The organism is Variovorax sp. FW301-JW7 (assembly GCF_058788795.1).
Genome location: NZ_JBYTBC010000006.1, coordinates 333728 through 351414 on the forward strand (window position 1 = coordinate 333728; position 17687 = coordinate 351414).

14 protein-coding genes are annotated in these 17687 nt (G+C 69.4%); 1 reads left to right on the forward strand and 13 read right to left on the reverse strand.

All coding sequences use genetic code 11. The features are described from left to right. Window position 1: 1 nt before the first annotated feature. Genes AC3WQM_RS18965 through AC3WQM_RS19025 form a run of 13 tightly spaced genes read right to left on the reverse strand, consistent with a single transcriptional unit; the run spans window position 2 to window position 17056 of the window. Window positions 2-1144 carry an ABC transporter substrate-binding protein gene (locus AC3WQM_RS18965; RefSeq protein ID WP_492680843.1) on the reverse strand — a complete coding sequence of 381 codons (1143 nt, stop codon included), beginning with the start codon at window positions 1142-1144 and terminating at the stop codon, window positions 2-4. Window positions 1145-1187: 43 nt separating this feature from the next. Further along, window positions 1188-3644, reverse strand: coding sequence for a penicillin acylase family protein (locus AC3WQM_RS18970; RefSeq protein ID WP_492680845.1), 2457 nt, complete (start codon window positions 3642-3644; stop codon window positions 1188-1190). Between the two features lie 37 nt (window positions 3645-3681). Then, window positions 3682-4848, reverse strand: coding sequence for an ABC transporter substrate-binding protein (locus AC3WQM_RS18975; RefSeq protein ID WP_492680847.1), 1167 nt, complete (start codon window positions 4846-4848; stop codon window positions 3682-3684). A 56-nt stretch (window positions 4849-4904) separates the two neighbouring features. Further along, window positions 4905-5639, reverse strand: a complete 735-nt coding sequence (locus tag AC3WQM_RS18980; RefSeq protein ID WP_095950537.1) for an SDR family NAD(P)-dependent oxidoreductase — start codon at window positions 5637-5639, stop codon at window positions 4905-4907. Next, window positions 5636-6451 carry a cyclase family protein gene (locus AC3WQM_RS18985; protein WP_056571816.1) on the reverse strand — a complete coding sequence of 272 codons (816 nt, stop codon included), beginning with the start codon at window positions 6449-6451 and terminating at the stop codon, window positions 5636-5638. The genes AC3WQM_RS18980 and AC3WQM_RS18985 overlap by 4 nt, the downstream gene beginning before the upstream one ends. A 16-nt stretch (window positions 6452-6467) precedes the next feature. After that, window positions 6468-7721 carry an SDR family NAD(P)-dependent oxidoreductase gene (locus AC3WQM_RS18990; RefSeq protein WP_492680849.1) on the reverse strand — a complete coding sequence of 418 codons (1254 nt, stop codon included), beginning with the start codon at window positions 7719-7721 and terminating at the stop codon, window positions 6468-6470. Continuing rightward, window positions 7718-8890, reverse strand: a complete 1173-nt coding sequence (locus AC3WQM_RS18995) for a thiolase family protein (RefSeq protein ID WP_062475018.1) — start codon at window positions 8888-8890, stop codon at window positions 7718-7720. Before AC3WQM_RS18995 ends, AC3WQM_RS18990 begins: the two co-directional genes overlap by 4 nt. Then, window positions 8887-10512, reverse strand: a complete 1626-nt coding sequence (locus AC3WQM_RS19000; protein ID WP_492680851.1) for an AMP-binding protein — start codon at window positions 10510-10512, stop codon at window positions 8887-8889. The genes AC3WQM_RS18995 and AC3WQM_RS19000 overlap by 4 nt, the downstream gene beginning before the upstream one ends. A 7-nt stretch (window positions 10513-10519) precedes the next feature. After that, window positions 10520-11008, reverse strand: coding sequence for an aromatic-ring-hydroxylating dioxygenase subunit beta (locus AC3WQM_RS19005; protein WP_492680853.1), 489 nt, complete (start codon window positions 11006-11008; stop codon window positions 10520-10522). Next, a complete protein-coding gene (locus AC3WQM_RS19010; protein WP_492680855.1) occupies window positions 11008-12321 on the reverse strand; it encodes an aromatic ring-hydroxylating dioxygenase subunit alpha in 1314 nt (437 codons plus the stop codon). The genes AC3WQM_RS19005 and AC3WQM_RS19010 overlap by 1 nt, the downstream gene beginning before the upstream one ends. Before the next feature lie 32 nt (window positions 12322-12353). Then, window positions 12354-13340, reverse strand: coding sequence for a PDR/VanB family oxidoreductase (locus AC3WQM_RS19015; protein ID WP_492680857.1), 987 nt, complete (start codon window positions 13338-13340; stop codon window positions 12354-12356). A gap of 13 nt (window positions 13341-13353) precedes the next feature. Beyond that, window positions 13354-14859 carry an indolepyruvate oxidoreductase subunit beta family protein gene (locus AC3WQM_RS19020; protein WP_492680859.1) on the reverse strand — a complete coding sequence of 502 codons (1506 nt, stop codon included), beginning with the start codon at window positions 14857-14859 and terminating at the stop codon, window positions 13354-13356. Between the two features lie 4 nt (window positions 14860-14863). Beyond that, a complete protein-coding gene (locus AC3WQM_RS19025) occupies window positions 14864-17056 on the reverse strand; it encodes a thiamine pyrophosphate-dependent enzyme (protein ID WP_492680861.1) in 2193 nt (730 codons plus the stop codon). Between the two features lie 144 nt (window positions 17057-17200). Between AC3WQM_RS19025 and AC3WQM_RS19030 the strand changes: the two genes are divergently transcribed. Then, on the forward strand, window positions 17201-17677 hold the full coding sequence (locus tag AC3WQM_RS19030; protein ID WP_099791754.1) for a MarR family winged helix-turn-helix transcriptional regulator: 477 nt from the start codon (window positions 17201-17203) through the stop codon (window positions 17675-17677). Window positions 17678-17687: the final 10 nt, after the last annotated feature.

The window sequence follows — 17687 nt, forward strand, 5'->3', positions numbered from 1 at the left end:
ATCAGGGGACCAGCTTCCACTGGCCCTTGTTCATCTGCACGATGACCACGCCGCGCTGGTCCGAGCCATAGCGGTCGTCGGGCTTGAAGGTGTAGATGCCGTGCGTGCCCACCAGCTCCTTCGTGCCCACGATGGCATCGCGCAGCGCCGTGCGGTACTGCGACGTGCCGGGCTCGCCCTTGGTGCGCGAGGCCGCGTCGGCCAGCAGCAGGTAAGCGTCGTAGGTGTACGACGAGAAGGCATCGGTGGGCACCGCGCCGTTCGCCTTCTGGTACGCAGCGCGAAAGCCCATCGCGACCTTCTTGATGGGGTTGCTCTCGGGCAGCTGGTCGGCCACGAGCACCGGGCCGCTGGGCACCTGCAGGCCGTCGATGGCCGTGCCGCCCACGCGCACGAAGTCGGCGTTGATGAGGCCGTGCGTGCCGTAGATCTTGCCCTTGTAGCCGCGCTCGGCCAGTGCCAGGTAGGGCAGCGCGCCCGGCGTGCCGGAGTTGCCCGCGAACACCGCGTCGGGCCGCGCCGCGACGATCTTCAGGATCTGCCCGGCCACCGACGAGTCGCTGCGCGCATAGCGCTCGTTGGCCACCACCTTGATGCCGGCGGTGGCGGCGCTCTTCACGAGCGAGTCGTAGGCCAGGTCGCCCAGCGCGTCCGAGAAGCCGATGAAGGCCACCGTCTTCACGCCCGACTTCTGCATGCGCTCGACCACGCCCGCCACCATGAGCGGGAAGGGCTGCGACACGGTGACGGTCCATGCGCCGTCCGCGCCCGGGATGGTCACGGGCGTGGGCGAGATGAGCGGCGTGTTGAGCTCGCGCGCCACCGAGGCGATGGCCATCGCGCCCGGCACGCCCGAGGTGCCGATGAGCACGTCGACCTTGTCTTCCGTCACCAGCTTGCGTGCGTTGCGCCCGGCGGTGGTCGGGTCCGATGCGTCGTCGAGCACGATGAGCTGCACCTTGCGCCCGCCGATCTCGGGCCGCTCGGCGATGGCCGCGCGGATGCCCTTCTCGTAGGGCACGCCCAGCGCCGCGACCGGCCCCGAGAGCGAGCTGATGAAGCCGATCTTGAGGTCTGCCGCCGCCGCACCGACGGCGGTGAAGGCGGCCAGCAGCGCGAGGCCAAGGCGGGAGATTTTCTTCATGAGAGCTTCCTCTTCGGGGGTTGGAATGGGGACGAGGGACGGGTCAGTAGCGCAAGGTGCGGCGCGATTCGAGGTCGGCATCGACCTGCGCGGGCGTGAGCCGCTCCGGCTTGCATTCGAAGCGCTCGAACAGCGCCAGCTGGTCGGCGTAATGGCGGTCGCGCACGCCGGCCGGGCTCACGAAACCGCTCTGCCCCGGTGCGGCGACCGAGCACATGTCGAGCGCGCCTGGGCGCAGCACGACGCGGTAGTTGAGCGTGCCGCGGTTCATGTAGGGGCTGACCTCGGGCTCGTCGCCCGCGCCGGCCCACGGCACGCCGATGGCGTTGATGCGCGAGAAGCGGTGCCGCACCACGGGCGTGGTCCACGCGGCCATGTCGGGCCCGAGGCGCGTGCGCAGCTCGCCCACCGCATCGGTCAGCGCCGCGCGCACCATCGTGCGCGGGTCTTGCCCGTTGAAGAAGTCGTGGCGCTGCGGCACGCCCGAGGCCGGGCCGCTCAGCGCGTTCCACAGCAGCTTGGCCACGGCCGCGGGCTGGGCGCTGCCCGGCGAGCCGCGCGGCGTGAGCGTGGGGTAGCCGAGGTTGGCGTAGGTGGCGAACACGGCCGGCGGCAGGTCGTCGGCCAGCAGGCGCCGCGACATCGCACCCAGCCACGCGCGCAGCACGGTGGTGGCGCGGTTGTCGTACACCTCGCCGCCCGGGGCGACGCGGTTCTTCAGGTCCCAGTTGGCGAGCAGGTCGGCCGCGCGGCGGGCGGGGTCGCCGGCCGGCAGGCCCTTGGCCGCGTCGACGATGAGGGGCACGAAGTAGCGCGCGTTCAGGTCGGCCAATGCCGCGCCCTGGCTCACGCGCCAGATCTCGTCGGCGCCCAGCTTCGCCGTGCCCTGCAGCTGCGCATGGATCTCGGCCACGCGGTCGACGTGCGAGAAGTTCGCGCCGTCCGCGCGCAGGCCTTCGGCGATCTGGTTGTTCCAGCTCGCGAGGTAGCCCTGCGCGGGGTTGTAGGCGCGCGGGTTGGCGCTGAACGGCAGGCTGCCCTGCCACTCCATGCTGCCGTCGCCGCGCGCGGGAAAGCGGATGTCCTGCGTGGCCGGGCGGCGCGGCATGCGGCCCAGGCCCACGGCGCCGATGTTGCCCGCCACGTCGGCATAGAACCAGGTGATGGACGCGGCCACGCGCTCGCCCTGCGCAAGAAAGCCCGACCAGTCGCGCGCCCCTGCGGCACGCGCCCAGCCCAGCATGGTCTCGACCTCGCGGCCCTGCCAGGTGCTGCGCGCGGTGTAGGCGCGGGCGTTGTCCACGTCCCAGCTCTGCACGAAGCCGTGCACCGTGGCGTAGATGTCCACGCTCTGCGGCGCGGCGCCCTTCACGCGGATGACGTCGGTGCGCCGGGTCATCGGGCGGTAGGCGCCGTCGTATTTGTATTCGTGGCGGTTGGCCGGGTTCAGTTCTTCCTGGTAGATGTCGTTGGTGTCGAGCGAGCCCACCGTCGATCCCCAGGCGATGGTGCCGTTGGTGCCGAACAGCACCGGCAGCAGGCCGATGGGCGTGAGGCCCGTGAGGTCGTAGCCCGCGCCGTGCAGGCCGATGCCGTGCACGAACGACGGGTTGTTGAAGCCCTGCTGCGGACCGTTGTACAAGACGGCCACGCCTTCCTTGGTGCGCGAGGGGCCGAGCACCCAGGCGTTGCTGGCGGTCGGCATGCCTTCGGTGGCGGCCAGGCCCATGCGAGCGACCTGCGTGGCGCGGAAATCGGCCGCGGCCTGCGTGGAGACCGGCGCGAGCGCGGCGTCGCCGGGCTCGGCGCTTGCCAGCCGGTTCGCGGTGCCGCGCGGCACGATGGTCGGCGCGGTCGGGTCTTCGAGCCAGCGCAGCTGCTCGTACAGCTGCAGGCCGGCCACGTCGCCGCGCGCGGCCTTGAGCTGGTTGAGCAGCGAGAGGTTCGCGACCTCGGCGGTGCCCGCGAAGAAGCGGTTGAGGATCAGGCCGATCCAGACCATGGCCACGTCGTCGGCGGTCCAGGGCGCGGGCTCGAAGCCGTTGTCGATGAACTCGCGCGGCATCAACTTCGCGCGGTCGGCCAGCACGTCGCGGATGCGCGCGTTGACGCCCGCGGCGTAGCCTTCGAACATGGCGCGGTCGTCCGCGTTCAGCGCATCGATCTGGCGGCGGATCGACACCGGATCGATGTTGGCGCGCGTGGCCTTGTCGGTCGCGACGAACTCGGCCCCCAGCACCTCGGCCACGCTGCCGTTGCCCGAGCGCCGCGCCATCTCCAGCTGGTAGAGCCGGTCTTCGGCGACGGCATAGCCGAAGCCGTGGAACAGGCCGCGCGTGTCGCTGGCGTAGACGTGCGGCACGCCGTAGCGGTCGCGCTTGATGGTGACTTCACCGCTGCCGCCGGGTGCGGTCGCGGCGCAGCCGGCCAGCAGCGCGGCGGCGAACAGCACGGTGCCGGTCGCGCGCCGGCGACGCAGGGAACGAAGAAGCGGGTGCATGGGGTGGGCGGCGTTCATCGGATCGACGCGAGGGCGTTCAGGGCACCAGCTTCCACTGGCCCTTCTCGAGCTTCACCACGACGCGCGAACGCTCATCCGAGCCGTAGCGCTCGGTCGGCTTGAAGTTGTAGACCGAGTGCGTGCCCACCAGCTCCTTGGTGCTCACGATGGCATCGCGCAGCGCCAGGCGGAACTGCGGCGTGCCGGGCTCGGCCTTGGTGGCCAGCGCGCGCTGGGCCGCGTCCAGGTACACCAGCCATGCATCGAAGGTGTAGGCCGAGAAGGCGTCGGTCGGCGGCGCGCCGTTGGCTTTCTGGTAGGCCGCGCGGAAGTCCATCGACACCTTGCGGATCGGGTTGTCGCTCGGCAGCTGCTCGGCCACGATCACCGGGCCCGTGGGGGCCAGCAGGCCTTCGACGGAGGCACCGCCCACGCGCACGAAGTCGGGGTTGATGAGCGCGTGCATGCCGTAGATCTGGCCCTTGTAGCCGCGCTCCGAAAGCGCGAGGTATGGCAGCGCGCCCGGCGTGCCCGAGGTGCCGGTGATCACCGCGTCCGGGCGCAGCGCCACGATCTTGAGCACCTGCCCGGTCACCGAGGCGTCGCCGCGCGCATAGCGCTCGTTCGACACGATCTTGATGCCGGCCGGCTCGGCGCTCTTTTGCAGCGCGCCGTACACCAGGTCGCCCCAGGCGTCGGAGAAGCCGATGTAGCCCACCGTCTTCACACCCGACTTCTTCATGCGCTCGACCACCGCGCTCACCATGAGCGGCGCGGGCTGCGGCAGCGTGACCATCCACGCGCCCTCCTCGCCCGGCAGGTTGGCGTTGGCGATGGAGATCAGCGGCGTCTTGGTTTCGCGCGCCACACCGGCAATGGCCAGCGCGCCGGGCGAACCGGCCGTGCCGATGATCACGTCGACCTTGTCCTCGTCGATCATCTTGCGTGCGTTGCGCGCGGCCGTGGTCGGGTCGGACGCATCGTCGAGCTGCACCAGCTGGATCTTGCGACCGCCCAGGTCGGCCTTGTAGGCGAGCGCGGCCTTCATGCCCTTTTCGTACGGAATGCCCAGCGACGACACCGGCCCCGACAGCGAGGTGATGAAGCCGACCTTCAGATCGGCGGCCCACGCGCTGGCGGCGCTCAGCGCGCCGAGGCCCGCGGCGACGGCCGCGAGGGTGCGAATTCGGTTCAGGACTTTCATGGCGATGCTCCAGAGGTGATGTTTTTGAACGGAACGAAACGGACGCTGAAATGAAACTAGAGGGCCAGGCTGCCGACGCTGGTGCCGCCGCACACGTACAGCACCTGGCCGGTGACGAAGCTGTTCTCGGGCGCGGCGAAGAAACGCACGGCGCGTGCCACGTCGGCCGATTCGCCCAGGCGCTTGACCGGCACCGAGGCCGCGAGCGCGCGCTCCTTCTCGCTGCCGGCCTCGACCACGTCGTAGAACATGTCGGTGCGGATCGGGCCCGGCGCCACCACGTTCACCGTGATGCCGTCGGCCGCAAGCTCCAGCGCCCAGGTGCGCGCCATGCCCAGCATGCCGGCCTTGGTGGCCGAGTAGCTGGTGCGCGTGGCCAGGCCCAGCGCGGCGCGCGACGACAGCAGCACCACGCGGCCGAAGCGCTGCGCACGCATCGCGGGCAGTGCGCCCTGCACGAGCTGGATGGCGCAGCCCAGGTGCAGGTCGACCAGCGCATCGAGGTCGTCGAGCTTCACGTCGGGCAGCAGCGCGGCGCGGATGACGCCGGCGTTGTGGACGATCGTGGTCGGTGCGAAGCGCTCGACCAGTTCGCGCACGGCCTGGCCGGTGGCGGCGCGGTCGGCCAGGTCGACCTCGAGGCTGTGCATCTTGGGGTGGTCGATCTCGGCCTTGCGGCGCGCGAGCGAGACCACCTCGTAGCCTTGCGCGAGCAGGTCTTCGCAGATGGCCTTGCCGATGCCGGCGCTGCCGCCGGTGACGGCCGCGACCTTGGGTGCGGCGGCGCTCATGCCGTCGCTCCCACCAGGGCCAGCACGCGCAGCGGACTGCCACTGCCCTTCTCGATCTTCAGCGGCGGGCAGATCAGCACCGCGCCCGACGGCGGCAGCAGGTCGAGGTTGCTCAGGCACTGCAGGCCGTAGCGGCCCGCGCCGTGCATGTAGTAGTGGCAGGGGTACGGCGGACGCAGGTGGTAGCCCTGCCCGGCGTCGGTGCCGATGGCTTCGGAGCCGAAGCCCAGCACGTCGCGCTGCTCGACCAGGAAGCGCACGGCCTCGGTGCTCGGGCCGGGCGTGTGCTGGCCGGTCTCGTCGAAGTTCTGGTACGCCTCGGGGTCGGTGCGCTTGGACCAGTCGGTGCGCATGAGCACCCACGCGCCCTTCGGGATCCGGCCGTGCGCGGCCTCGTAGGCCTCGATGTCTTCGAGCGTCAGCAGGTAGTCGGGGTCGTCCTTCACCTGCGGCGAGCAGTCGATCACGCAGGCCGGCGCCACGAAGTGCTGCACGGGGATGGTGTCGACCGAGTTGTTCGGCAGGTCGCGGCCCGAGATCCAGTGGATCGGCGCGTCGAAGTGCGTGCCGGTGTGCTCGCCGCAGGAAAAGTTGTTCCAGTACCAGCCCGGGCCGCGCTCGTCGTACTTCGACACCTCCTCGATGCGGAAGGGCCAGCACTGGCCCATCTCGGGCGGCAGCGCGATCTGAGGAAACTCGGGCGTGAGCGTCTGCGTGAGGTCGATCACGCGGATGCGGCCGCTGGCCATGGCGGTCACGAGGCTGCCGAGGACTTCGGCGGCGGACATCAGTTCGTTGGTGGTCGTGGTCATCGTGTGATTCCTCTGCTCAGCCGCCAGCGGCCAGTTCGCGTTCGAGCACCTTCGGGTTGTCGCGCCAGCGCTCCAGCCACTCCTGCGCCACGTCGCCCGGGTACACGTCTTCCACGCCGTCGCGCAGCGCCTTCACGATGGCGTTGGCCAGTGCGGTGGGCGCCAGCTTGGGCGGCGGCGTGTGCTGGTTCCATTCGTCGTCGATGGGGCCGGGGAACACGTTGATCACGCGGATGCCGGCGGGCCGCATCTCGGCGCGCAGGCACTGCGCGAGCGAATGCGCCGCGGCCTTCGAGGCGCTGAAGGTGCCGTGCGGCGGGAAGTTGCTCAGCGCGTAGATCGACAGCAGGTTGACCCACGCGGTCGCGCCCGTGGCGCCGTCGGCCGAGCGGCCCTTGAGCGCGGGGCCGAACTCCTGCGCCAGGCGCAACAGGCCGAAGTAGTTGATGTCCATCTCGGCCTTGGCCACGTCGGTGCCACGGCGCGCAGCGATGCCGAAGGTGCGGTGCACCTCGGCGTTGTTGATCACGATGTCGACCTTGCCGCCGATGGAGCCGGCCAGCTCGGTCACCTGGCGGCCGTTGGTGAGGTCCAGCGGCACGAGCGTGACCTGCGGCAGCGCCGAGATGTCGTCCAGCCCGTCGCCCATCTTCTTCCAGGGTTCGGCATGGCCGACCCACACGATGTCGGCGCCGGCCTTCACCAGCGCACGCACGAGGGCCTGGCCCGTCTCGGTCTTGCCGTCGGTCACCAGCACCTTGCGGAACTTCGGGTCACTGGTCATTTCGCGCAGCATCTTGTCGTCGGCCATGTGGGGACTCCCTTCAGTCGGAAAAGCAATGAGGACGGCCTGCCCGGCGCGGTCGAGCCGGGCGCCGACACGCACGCGCGTGGGCGCATCGCCGACTTCGCCGTGCAGGTGGACCATGAGCGTGGGGCCGGCATCCAGGTGCACCAGGCCCAGCCGCCAGGGCAGCCGCTCGCGAAAGAACAGGTCGTTGCTGTGGTGCAGCGTGGTGCTGCCGAGCAGCGCGCCCTCGCCGCTCTGCTGGCGCCAGCGCAGCGCCGACGACAGGCACTTGTGGCAGACCTCGCGCGGCGGGTACTGCACCGTGCCGCAGTCCTCGCAGGTCTGCAGCTCGAAGCGGCCTTCGGCGGCGGCGGCCGTGAGGCCGAGCGCCACGCGGCCACGGGCGCCGGGCGGCAGGTTCATCTGCCGGGTGCGCAGCACGGGGTTCTTGCGCGGGGGGCGCATCATCGGCATCGTCATGCGGGTCTCCCCAGGATGACCGCGCCTGTACACAGGCAGCGGTCGTAGGTCACCATGCCGAAGCCGGCGACGAGGCCCAGCTGGGCGTTGGGCACGGCTCGGGCGCCGGCCTGGTCCGTCAATTGGCGGATCGCCTCGACCATGCCGAGGAAGCCACCCGCCGCACCGGCCTGCCCGGCCGAGAGCTGGCCGCCGCTGGTGTTGTTCGGAAAGCTGCCGTCGAAGGTCATGGTGTTCGCCTGCACGAAGGCCGAGCCTTCGCCCTTCTCGCAGAAGCCCAGGTCCTCGAACTGCATCATCACGATGACGGGGTAGTCGTCGTAGGTCTGCACGAAGTCGAGCGCGGCGGGCTGCACGCCGGCCTGCGCGTAGAGGTCGTCGCGGTCCTTGCGCCAACCGCCCTGCACCATCACCGGGTCTTCGGCGTAGGCGTTGTGGCGCTCGATGGCGCCGCGGATCACGACGTGCGCCAGGCCCAGGTCGCGCGCGCGCTCCTCGCTCATCACGAGGAAGGCGTCGGCGCCCGCGCAGGGCATCACGCAGTCGAACAGGTGGATCGGGTCGGAGATGGGCCGCGCGGCCATGTACTCGTCGAGCGTGAGGCCCTTCTTGAACATGGCGTTGGGGTTGCCCAGCGCGTTGGTGCGCTGGTCGACGCAGATGCGGCCGAAGTCTTCGCGCGTGGCGCCGTAGGTGCGCATGTAGTTGGCGGTGATGAACGCGAAGATCGAGTTCGGCCCACCCGAGCCGTAGGGGTAGCTCGCATCGCGCGCGAAGTTGCTGAAGCTGCCCAGCGTCTGGCGGAAGGAGTCGACGTGGTTGGTGTCGGCGCCCACGCAGGCGACGATGTCGGCATCGCCCGCCTGCACGGCGCGCGCCGCGCGGCGCAGGCACATCACGCCCGAGGCGCCGCCGGTGGGCATGTGGTCGAGCCAGCGCGGCGACAGGCCCAGGTGCTGCGTGACGCCCACGGCCGTGTCGGGCGCGAGCGAGAAGCTGCTCAGGCACAGGCCGTCGATCTGCTCCTTGGCCACGCCGCTGGCCTGCACCAGCGCGTCGATGGCCTGGCCGACGAACCAGTGCGCGGTGCGCGTGGAGTAGCGCACGTAGGGCACGGTGACGGGCACCGCGACCGCGACGCCTTCATAGGAGAGCCGTCGTTTCGTCATGCCTGCCTCTTTTTCATGGAGCGCGTGTCGATGCAATGGCCCTGGCCCGGCAGCGACTGCGCCATCTCGCGCAGCTGGCCGCGCTGGATCTTCTGGGAAGGCGTGAGCGGCAGCGCGTCGACGAAGGCCACGTAGCCCGGCGCCTTGTAGTACGCCAGCTGCGCCAGCGCATGCTGGACGATGCTGGCCGCGACCGCTTCGCGCTGCGACGCATTGCTGTCGTCGCGCAGCACGATGCAGGCGAGCACTTCGTCGCCGCGCACCGCATCGGGCGTGGCGGCCACGGCCGAGGTTTTCACGGCCGGGTGTTGGTTGAGCACGCTCTCGACCTCGACGGCCGAGATGTTCTCGCCGCTGCGGCGGATCACGTTCTTCTTGCGATCGACGAAGAAGAAGTTGCCGTCGGCATCGCGGCGCACGAGATCACCGGTGTGGAACCAGCCGTCGGCCCAGGCTTCGCGCGTGGCGTCTTCATCTTTCAGGTAGCCGGAGAAGAAATAGCGGCGCGGGTCGGCACCGGCCGAGCGCACCAGCAGTTCGCCGGGCATGTCGGTGCCCACGTCGCTGCCGTCCTCGCCCATGAGGCGGATCTCGACGAAGTCTTCCTGCCGCCCGAAGCAGCTGGTGCCCACGAGGCGCGGCTCGCGGTTGGCCATGATGCAGGCGGCCGCGCCGGTCTCGGTCATGGCCCAGGCCTCGACCAGCGGGAAGCCGAAGCGTTCCTCGAAGGGCGCGTGGTTCTTGCGGTCGACACCGGCGCCGAAGCCCCAGCGGATCGCGTGGTCGCGGTCGGCCGCCGACGCGGGGGCCGACAGCAGCATCGCGGGCATCACGCCCAGGTAGTGGACGATGGTCGCGCCGCTTTCCTTCGCGCTGGCCAGCCAGCTCTTCGGGTGGAAGCGATCGAGCTGCACGAGGCAGCCGCCCGCGACCAGAACGACCATGGTCGAGAATGCCATCGCGTTCATGTGGTTGAGCGGCAGCGGCGTGATCACGCGTTCGGCGTCGGGGCGGATGCTGCACACGCCGTCGAGCGCGGCATACCACTCGCCCGCGCGCAGGAAGTACGCGTTGCTCAGGATGCAGCCCTTGGGCCGGCCCGTGGTGCCCGAGGTGTAGAGCAGGCCGCATTCCGTGTCGGTGCCCACGGGCTCGCCGGCGCGCGGCGCGGCGGTCTTCGCTGGCGGCACGGCATCGTCGGGGCCCATGGTCTCGAAGGCGACGCCGGCCTGCGCGGCGGCAGCCTGCAGGTCGGCGGCGCGCTCGGGCAGCGTGACGGCCAGGCCGATCTCGCTGTGGCCGATGAGGTAGACCAGCTCGGCCGAGCGCATCTCGGCGTTGATCGGCACCACGCTCGCGCCCAACGCGTTCAGCGCGAGCCAGTGGAAGATGAAGGCGGGCCGATTCTCCAGCAACAGGCCGACGCGGTGGCCGTGGCCATAGCCGGCCTGTGCGTAGGCCGTGCGCAGCCGTTCGATCTGCGCGGCGGCTTCGCCCCAGCGGATGGCGCCGGCGGCGATGCCGTAGGCGGCGGCGGTCACCGATTCGGTGAAGAGGAATTCGGCCTGTGGCGTGCGCGCGGCCGTGGCGGCGAACACCTGGTGGACGGTGGCGTGGGTCATCGCGTCCTCAGATGAAGAGCTGCACGGCCGGAAGCGCCGCGTCGCAGTTGAGCAGGTCGACGCGCTTGAGCGTCATGCGCAGCGCGCCGTCCTGCACCGTGAGGTGGTGGAAGAAGGTGCCGACGTAGAACTGCAGTTCGTCGCCCTGCGACTCGGTGTAGTGGAATTCGGTGCGCACCACGAAGCGTTGGGCCTCGGCGTCGAAGGTCTCGACCACGGGCACCTGCAGCAGGTGGTGGCAGCGGCTTTGCGGCTGCTGCGAGAACGCGCGCGGGCTCTTCAGGCGCTCGATGCGCAGCTCGCGCAGCAGTTTGTCCTCGTACAGGTGCGAGGTGTGGTTCAGGCCGTCTTCCTGGTCGGGCACGAGCGGGATCCAGTAGAACGCGTCGTCGGTGAAGAGCGCGTTCCATTCCTCGTAGCGGCGGGTGTCGAGCAGGCGCGCTTCGCTGACGACGAAGTCGATGAGGTCCTGGCGGGTGATATTGACGACGGCCATTACATCGTCTCCGTCATGCGCTGCACCCAGCTTCGATATTGGTTGCGCATGGGCAGCTCGTTGGTGCCGCCCGTGGTGATCTCGCCGCCCTTCAGCTCCGAGGCGTCGTAGTCGCGGTGCAGGCTCACCCACTCGTTGCCGCTGGCGTGCAGGCCGGCCTGCATGCCGCGGTAGGCTTGCAGGTCGTCGTGGCCCACCACCGAGAACGGCGAGTTGATGAGGCGGTTGTACATGGTGGTGCGCTGCAGCAGCTCGGGCGGCGCGCCCTTGAGGCGGAAGGTCCAGCTCTCGATGAGGGTCTTGTCGGCCGAGATGGGCTTGACCACGCGGATCGCCTGGATCGCGCCCTTGATCGTGAGGTTCGGGTAGTACACGGTGTTGTGCCGCGCCATGCCCAGGATCTGCGCCGTCTTCTCTTCGCCGTAGCGCGCCTTCATGGCGTCGTCGTACTCGGGGATCGCCTTGTACTTGCTGTGGATGCTGAAGTGCACGCCCGTGAAGCTGTGGCCGTGGTCATACGTGCGGATGCCCATGTCCTCGAAGAACTTGTAGTCGGACATGAAGGGCACGAACTGCTCCACGGCCATGGGCTTGGGCTCGTCCTCGGGCTTGTCGGCCCACATGCGCTTGGCGGTGCCGGCCGACGACTCGTGCGCCACCATCGGGTGCATGGTGTCGTTGAGGTTCTCGACGAACATCTTCCAGTTGCACTGGTGCATGAAGCGCAGGCAGCCGCCGGCGATTTCCAGCTCGCCCTCGGGAGAGCGGTCGGCCATGTTGTCGATGGAGCTGAGCGAATCGCCGAAATACTCGTCGAAGTCAGGGCCCGCGTCGTTGATCTTCACGAAGATGAAGCCGCGGTGGCTGCGCACGTGCTTCACCGGCGTGAGGCCCTTGCCCGACTCGCACTCGTGCAGCTGCGTGTGCTCGTAGCCGGTCTTCAGCGGAATGGCCAGCGGCGCACCGTCGGTCTTGAAGGTCCAGGCGTGGTACGGGCAGCGAAAGAACTTGCCGGTGTTGCCGCAGGGCCCGTTGACCAGGCGCGAGCCCTTGTGGGCGCAGCGGTTCATCATGACGCGCACGCTGCCGTCGCTGTGGCGCACGACGATCAGCGGGCGGCCCGCGATCTCGTTGGTGATCCAGTCGCCCGACTTCGGCAGCTGGCTCTCGTGGCCGACGTAGTTCCAGGTGTTGGCGAAGAAGTGCTCCTGCTCCAGCTCGAAGAGCTCCTGGCTGGTGTACAGGTCGCGGTGCACGCGGTCGTTCTGCACGAGCGCGCGAACGGCATCGGGGTTGTCTCGGTACGAAGGCATGGTTCTCCTGGCTCCTTCCTGGCTGGCTTTTCTCAGAGGTCGAGCACCAGGCGCGCTCCCTTGGCGCGCGAGATGCAGATCTGCATGACGGTGCCTTCCGCCTTCTCGCGGGCGGTGAGCACGTAGTCGCGGTGGTCGATCTCGCCCTCGATCACGGGCACGGCGCACACGCCGCATTCGCCGCGCTTGCAATCGAACATCGGGTCGCAGCCGTGTTCGATGAGGCAGTCGAGGATGCTCTGGCCGACCGGCACGGTGAAGCGCTGGCCCGACTGGGCAAGCTCCACCTCGAAGGGCTGGTCGCCCTCCTCCACGACGGGTTCGGTGAAGAGCTCGAAGTGCACGCGGTCGTGCTCCCAGCCGCGGGCCTGGGTGCGGGCGAGCACGGCGTCGAGCATGACCTTGGGGCCGCACACGTAGAGGCGGTCACCGGCGGGCACGGCGTCGAGCAGCGCGTCGATGTCCAGCGGCGCACCGGCCTCGGCGTCGGCATGCACGCGCAGGTCGTCGCCCAGCAGCGCCTGCAGCTCGGGCAGGAAGGCCATGAGGTCGCGGCTGCGGCCGGCGTAGTGCATGCGCACGGCGGCGCCTTCGGCGCGGCGGCGCGCGGCCATCGACGCCAGCGGTGTCACGCCGATGCCACCCGCCACCAGCACCGTGCCGCCCGGGCCGGTGTGCAGCGGAAAGTCGTTCTTCGGCGGCTCGATGGTGAGCACGCTGCCCTCGGCCAGCCCTTCGTGCATGAAGCGCGAGCCGCCGCGGCCGTCGGCCTCCTTGCGCACGGCGATCACGTAGTCGGTCGGTGCGTTGGTGGCGTTGCGCTCGGTCGCGAAGTTGATGAGCGAGTAGTGGCGCCAGTCGGTGGCGCCGTCGGCCAGCGTCACCTGCACGCGGATGTGCGCGCCGGCGGCGAAGCCGGGCAGCGCGCGGCCGTCTTCGGCGCGCAGGCGCAGCAGGCGGATCAGCGGGTTGAGGGCGCGCGCTTCGGCGACGCGAAGCTGGAGCGTGGGAGCGGTCATGGTTCGGGTCCCTTCAGGCCAAGGCGTGCTGCACCAGCGCGGCTTGCAGCTTGTGGCCGTGTTCGTCGGCCAGCGCCGCGTCGCGCAGTTCGCGCAGGGTGGCGGGCGCCAGCGCGGCACCCGCACGTTCGAACGCGCGCATCACGGTGTCGTAGTTGCGCAGGCCGCGCTCGTGCGTGTCGCTGTAGCCCTTGACCAGGCGCTGGCACTGGGCGAGTTCGACGGCGAGCGCGGGGTTGCGTGGCGCGGTGGCGGCGATGCGTTGCAGCCATTCCTCGATGCGGCGGTTCTCGTCGGCGTAGCGCATCGTCGAGCGGCGCCAGCCCTTGCAGGCCGCGACCATGCGCAGCATCAGGTAGCCGCGCAGCGAGCTGGTGCGGATCACGCGGCCGCGCTGCGTGAAGCGCTCGACGATCTTCTTCGGCAGCGTGGAGTGCATGAGCCAGCGGCCGATGCCGCCGGGCAGCGTCTCGCAGATTTCCTGCAGGCGCGGGTGCATGTACTCGTGGATGGCGAGCAGCTGGCCCGGCTGCACGCCGGCCTCGCCGTGCACGCGCTCGAAACGGGTCGCGCGGGTCTTCAGGGCGGCGACGCGGGCGGTGTCTTCGTAGGACATCCACAGCGCGAGGTGGCGCGCGGTTTCGCGCAGCAGGCGGTGGGCGTCGTCGGGCAGTTTCGCCACAGCGTCCATGCGGTCGAGGTACAGGCCGGCGTAGGCCAGGTCCTGGTAGTCGATGAGGCGACGCACGCCTTCGAGCAGGAAGTCGTGCGCGGGCAGCGGAAAGTCGCGCTGCACGCGTTCGACCAGCGCGCGCACGGCGGGGTGGCGCGGTTGCGGTGCGGGCGTGGCGGCCGGTGCCACCTTGGCGGGTTCGCCGTCGTCGCCGTCCTGCGCGCGATCGAATGCCGCGCCGAAGGCCTTGAGGCTGGGCTTCACGCCCACGCCGCCGCGTTCGATGGTGGCTTCGAACTGCGCGCGGCCGAAGGGCAGCACGCCCGAGCCCGCGAGCGTGCCGAACAGCACGGCGCTGATCACGCTGCCCGAGGCTTCGGCGGCCTGCGCCATGTCGAAGCGGATGAAGCGCTTGGCGGCGCGCGCGGTGTGGGCGAGCAGCTGCTCGCTGTCGACACGGCCGTCGCCCATGGCGCTCTTCTCGGCAATGGAGAAGACGCGGTGGGTGGAGGCGATGAGCGTGGTGCGGTCGCGCGTGACCAGCCCGCGCTGCACCGCGCGGCCGGCTTCCATGAGCTCGGAGGCGAGCACCACGTCGACGTCGCCCGGCAGCGGCATCAGCGCGAGCACGGGGCGTCCGCCGTCGGACTGCGCCTGCGCATCGGGGTACAGCTCGACGTAGTAGATGGTCGCGCCGGTGCGCTGGGCCACGCCCGGCACCGAAGTGGTCTGGGCCACGTAGCCGTTGGCCTCGCCCATGTCGACGATCCAGTCGGCGAGCACGCCGCCGCCCTCCCCGCCCATGGCGAGGATGGCAATCTTGATGGGTTGAACCTTGTTCGTCATGGGGTCAGAAGGCATAGGCGTCACGGCGGCGCGCGTCGCCGCGCTGCAGCCAGCCGATGACGGTGGTGCGCACACGCTGGCGGAAGCGGTCCCAGGCGGTCGGGTTGCTCACGACCTGGGCTTTGTAGAACGAGGGGCACAGCACGGCGGCGTGCGAGACGTCGCCGCAGTTGCCGCAGCCCACGCAGCTGTCGAGCACGGTGGCGACGGGGTCGATGCGCAGCGGGTCGGGGTTGGGCTTGATGGAGAGCGACGGGCAGCCCGACAGGCGGATGCACGAGTGGTCGCCGGTGCAGGTGTCGGCATCGACGCCGAACTTGTCGCGCACCATGCGCTTGCCATCGGCGATGGCCTTGCGCACCAGCGGCTTCTCGCGCCGCTGCTTGTTGAGCATGCACTCCGATTGCGCGATGAGGACCTTGGGGCCCTTCTTCGTGGTGGTGAGTGCGTCTTTCAGCGCATCGCGCATGCCAGCGACGTCGTAGGTGCGGCGCATCGTCTTCACCCATTCGACGCCGACGCCGCGCACGGCGCGCTCGATCTCGTGGCCGGTGCTGCGCGTCTTGTTGACGGCGGTCGACGAGAGGATGTCCTGCCCGCCCGTGGCCGAGGTGTAGTTGTTGTCGACGATGATGGTGAGGTTGTCGCTCTTGTTGAAGACCGCGTTGGCCACACCGCTCGTCAGGCCGTTGTGCCAGAAGCCACCGTCGCCCATCATCGAGATCGCGCGCTTGCCGGCGGGTGCGTTGAGCGCCGAGGCGCCCGCGCCGCCGAGGCCGTAGCCCATCGTCGTGTTGCCGATGTTGAAGGGCGGCAAGATCGAGAACAGGTGGCAGCCGATGTCGGCGCTCACGTGGTGCGCACCGAGTTCGCGCTCGACCAGCTTCATCGCGCTGAAGATCGGGCGCTCGGGACAGCCGGTGCAAAAACCCGGCGGACGCGAATGCACCACGTCGCCGAGTGCCGACGACGGCAGCGCGGGTTCCGGCGCATCGTCGACGCCGATGGCCGCCACTTCCTTCAGCGGAATCACCTTGCGCACCGGTGCGGGCACCGGCAGCGGCGCAAGGCGCTCGTAGCGCTCGCAGAAGGTGCGCGTGCCCTTGAGCAGTTCGAGCGTCGTGTACTCGCCGGCCACGGGCAGCATGTCCTTGCCGTGCAGCGCGGTGGTGGAGCCGGCCTGGCGCAGGATGGTCGCGAGGTTCTGCTCGACGAAGTTGGGCTGGCCTTCTTCCACGATGAGCACCGCGCGCTTGCCTTCGCAGAAGCGGATGACTTCGCTCTCGATGACGGGATAGGCCACGTTCATCACGTACAGCGGCACGCGGGTCTCGCCATACACATCGGCCAGGCCCAGGCGTTCGAGCGCACGCAGCAGCGTGTTGTAGCTGCCGCCCTGCACGATGATGCCGATGTCGTCGGCGTCCTCGGAGAAGAACTCGTTGAGCTGGCGCTCCTCGATGAAGCGCACGGCGGCGGGCCAGCGGTCTTTCACCTTCTCTTGTTCATGCACGAAGCTCGCGGGCGGCAGCACGATGCGGCTGACGTCGCGCTGCGGGTTCTCGAGCGCTTCCTTCAGCGTGAACTTGGCGCGCTTGTTGTCTCCGGCGATGAAGTGGCCGTGCACATGGCAGGCGCGGATGCGCAGCTGCAGCATCACGGGCGTGTTGCTGGCCTCCGAGAGATCGAAGCCGGTCTTCACCGCATCGACGATGCTCGGCAGGTTGGGCCGCGGATCGAGCAGCCAGATCTGCGACTTCATCGCAAACGCATGGCTGCGCTCCTGCATGATCGACGAGCCTTCGCCGTAGTCCTCGCCCACGATGATGAGCGCGCCACCCGTCACTCCGCCCGAGGCCAGGTTGGCCAGCGCATCGGACGCCACGTTGGTGCCCACGGTCGCCTTGAAGGTGACGGCGCCGCGCAGCGGGTAGTTGACGGAGGCGGCCAGCGTGGCGGCGGCGGTGGCTTCGCTGGCGCTGTTCTCGAAGCGGATGCCGTGGTCAGCCAGGATGTCCTGCGCGTCGGCCAGCACGTCCATGAGGTGCGAGATGGGCGCGCCCTGGTAGCCCGCTACATACGACACCCCCGACTCCAGCAGGGCCTTGGTGACGGCCAGAATGCCTTCGCCGCGGAACACTTCTCCACCAGTAAGTCTCAGCTTCTTGACTTCTTCGACGAACGAACGCTCAGCCATGGATGTCCTTCTTCTTTCTCGTGGGAGGATGCGGCCCCGGGGTCACATCACGGTTCCTATAATGTTTAGAAATGAATGTATCCACAATCATGAATTACCCTAGCCATGCAATCCGCATGCCTGCGGCAAACAGGAGGCGCCTTCATGTCTGAACCGCTCAAGGAAACGCATCGCTTCGTCGATGACTACCTGCCCGCGCTGCTCGCGCAGGCCAGCCAGCTCATCTCTTCGGAGTTCCACGAGGTGGCGCGGCAGCAGGGTTTTTCTGTGTCGGAGTGGCGCGTGATGGCGTCGCTGGCGGGCAGCGACGCGGTCAGCATCGGCCAGCTCGCGCAGGTGACAGTGACCAAGCAGCCGACGGTGACGCGGCTGCTCGACCGCATGGAAGCGCGCGGCCAGGTCGAGCGCCTGCCCCATGAAAGTGATCGCCGCATCACGCTGGTGCGCATCACGCCCGCGGGGCTGAAGGCGGTCGAGCACCTGATGGAACTGGCGCGCGAACACGAGCGCCGCGTGCTCGAACCCTTCGGGCTGCGACGCGCCGAAGAGCTCAAGCAGACGCTGCGGCAGATGATCGACCTGCATGTGCATGTGCCGGTCGAGGTGCCGGACGAAGACTGAAGCGCGTGGC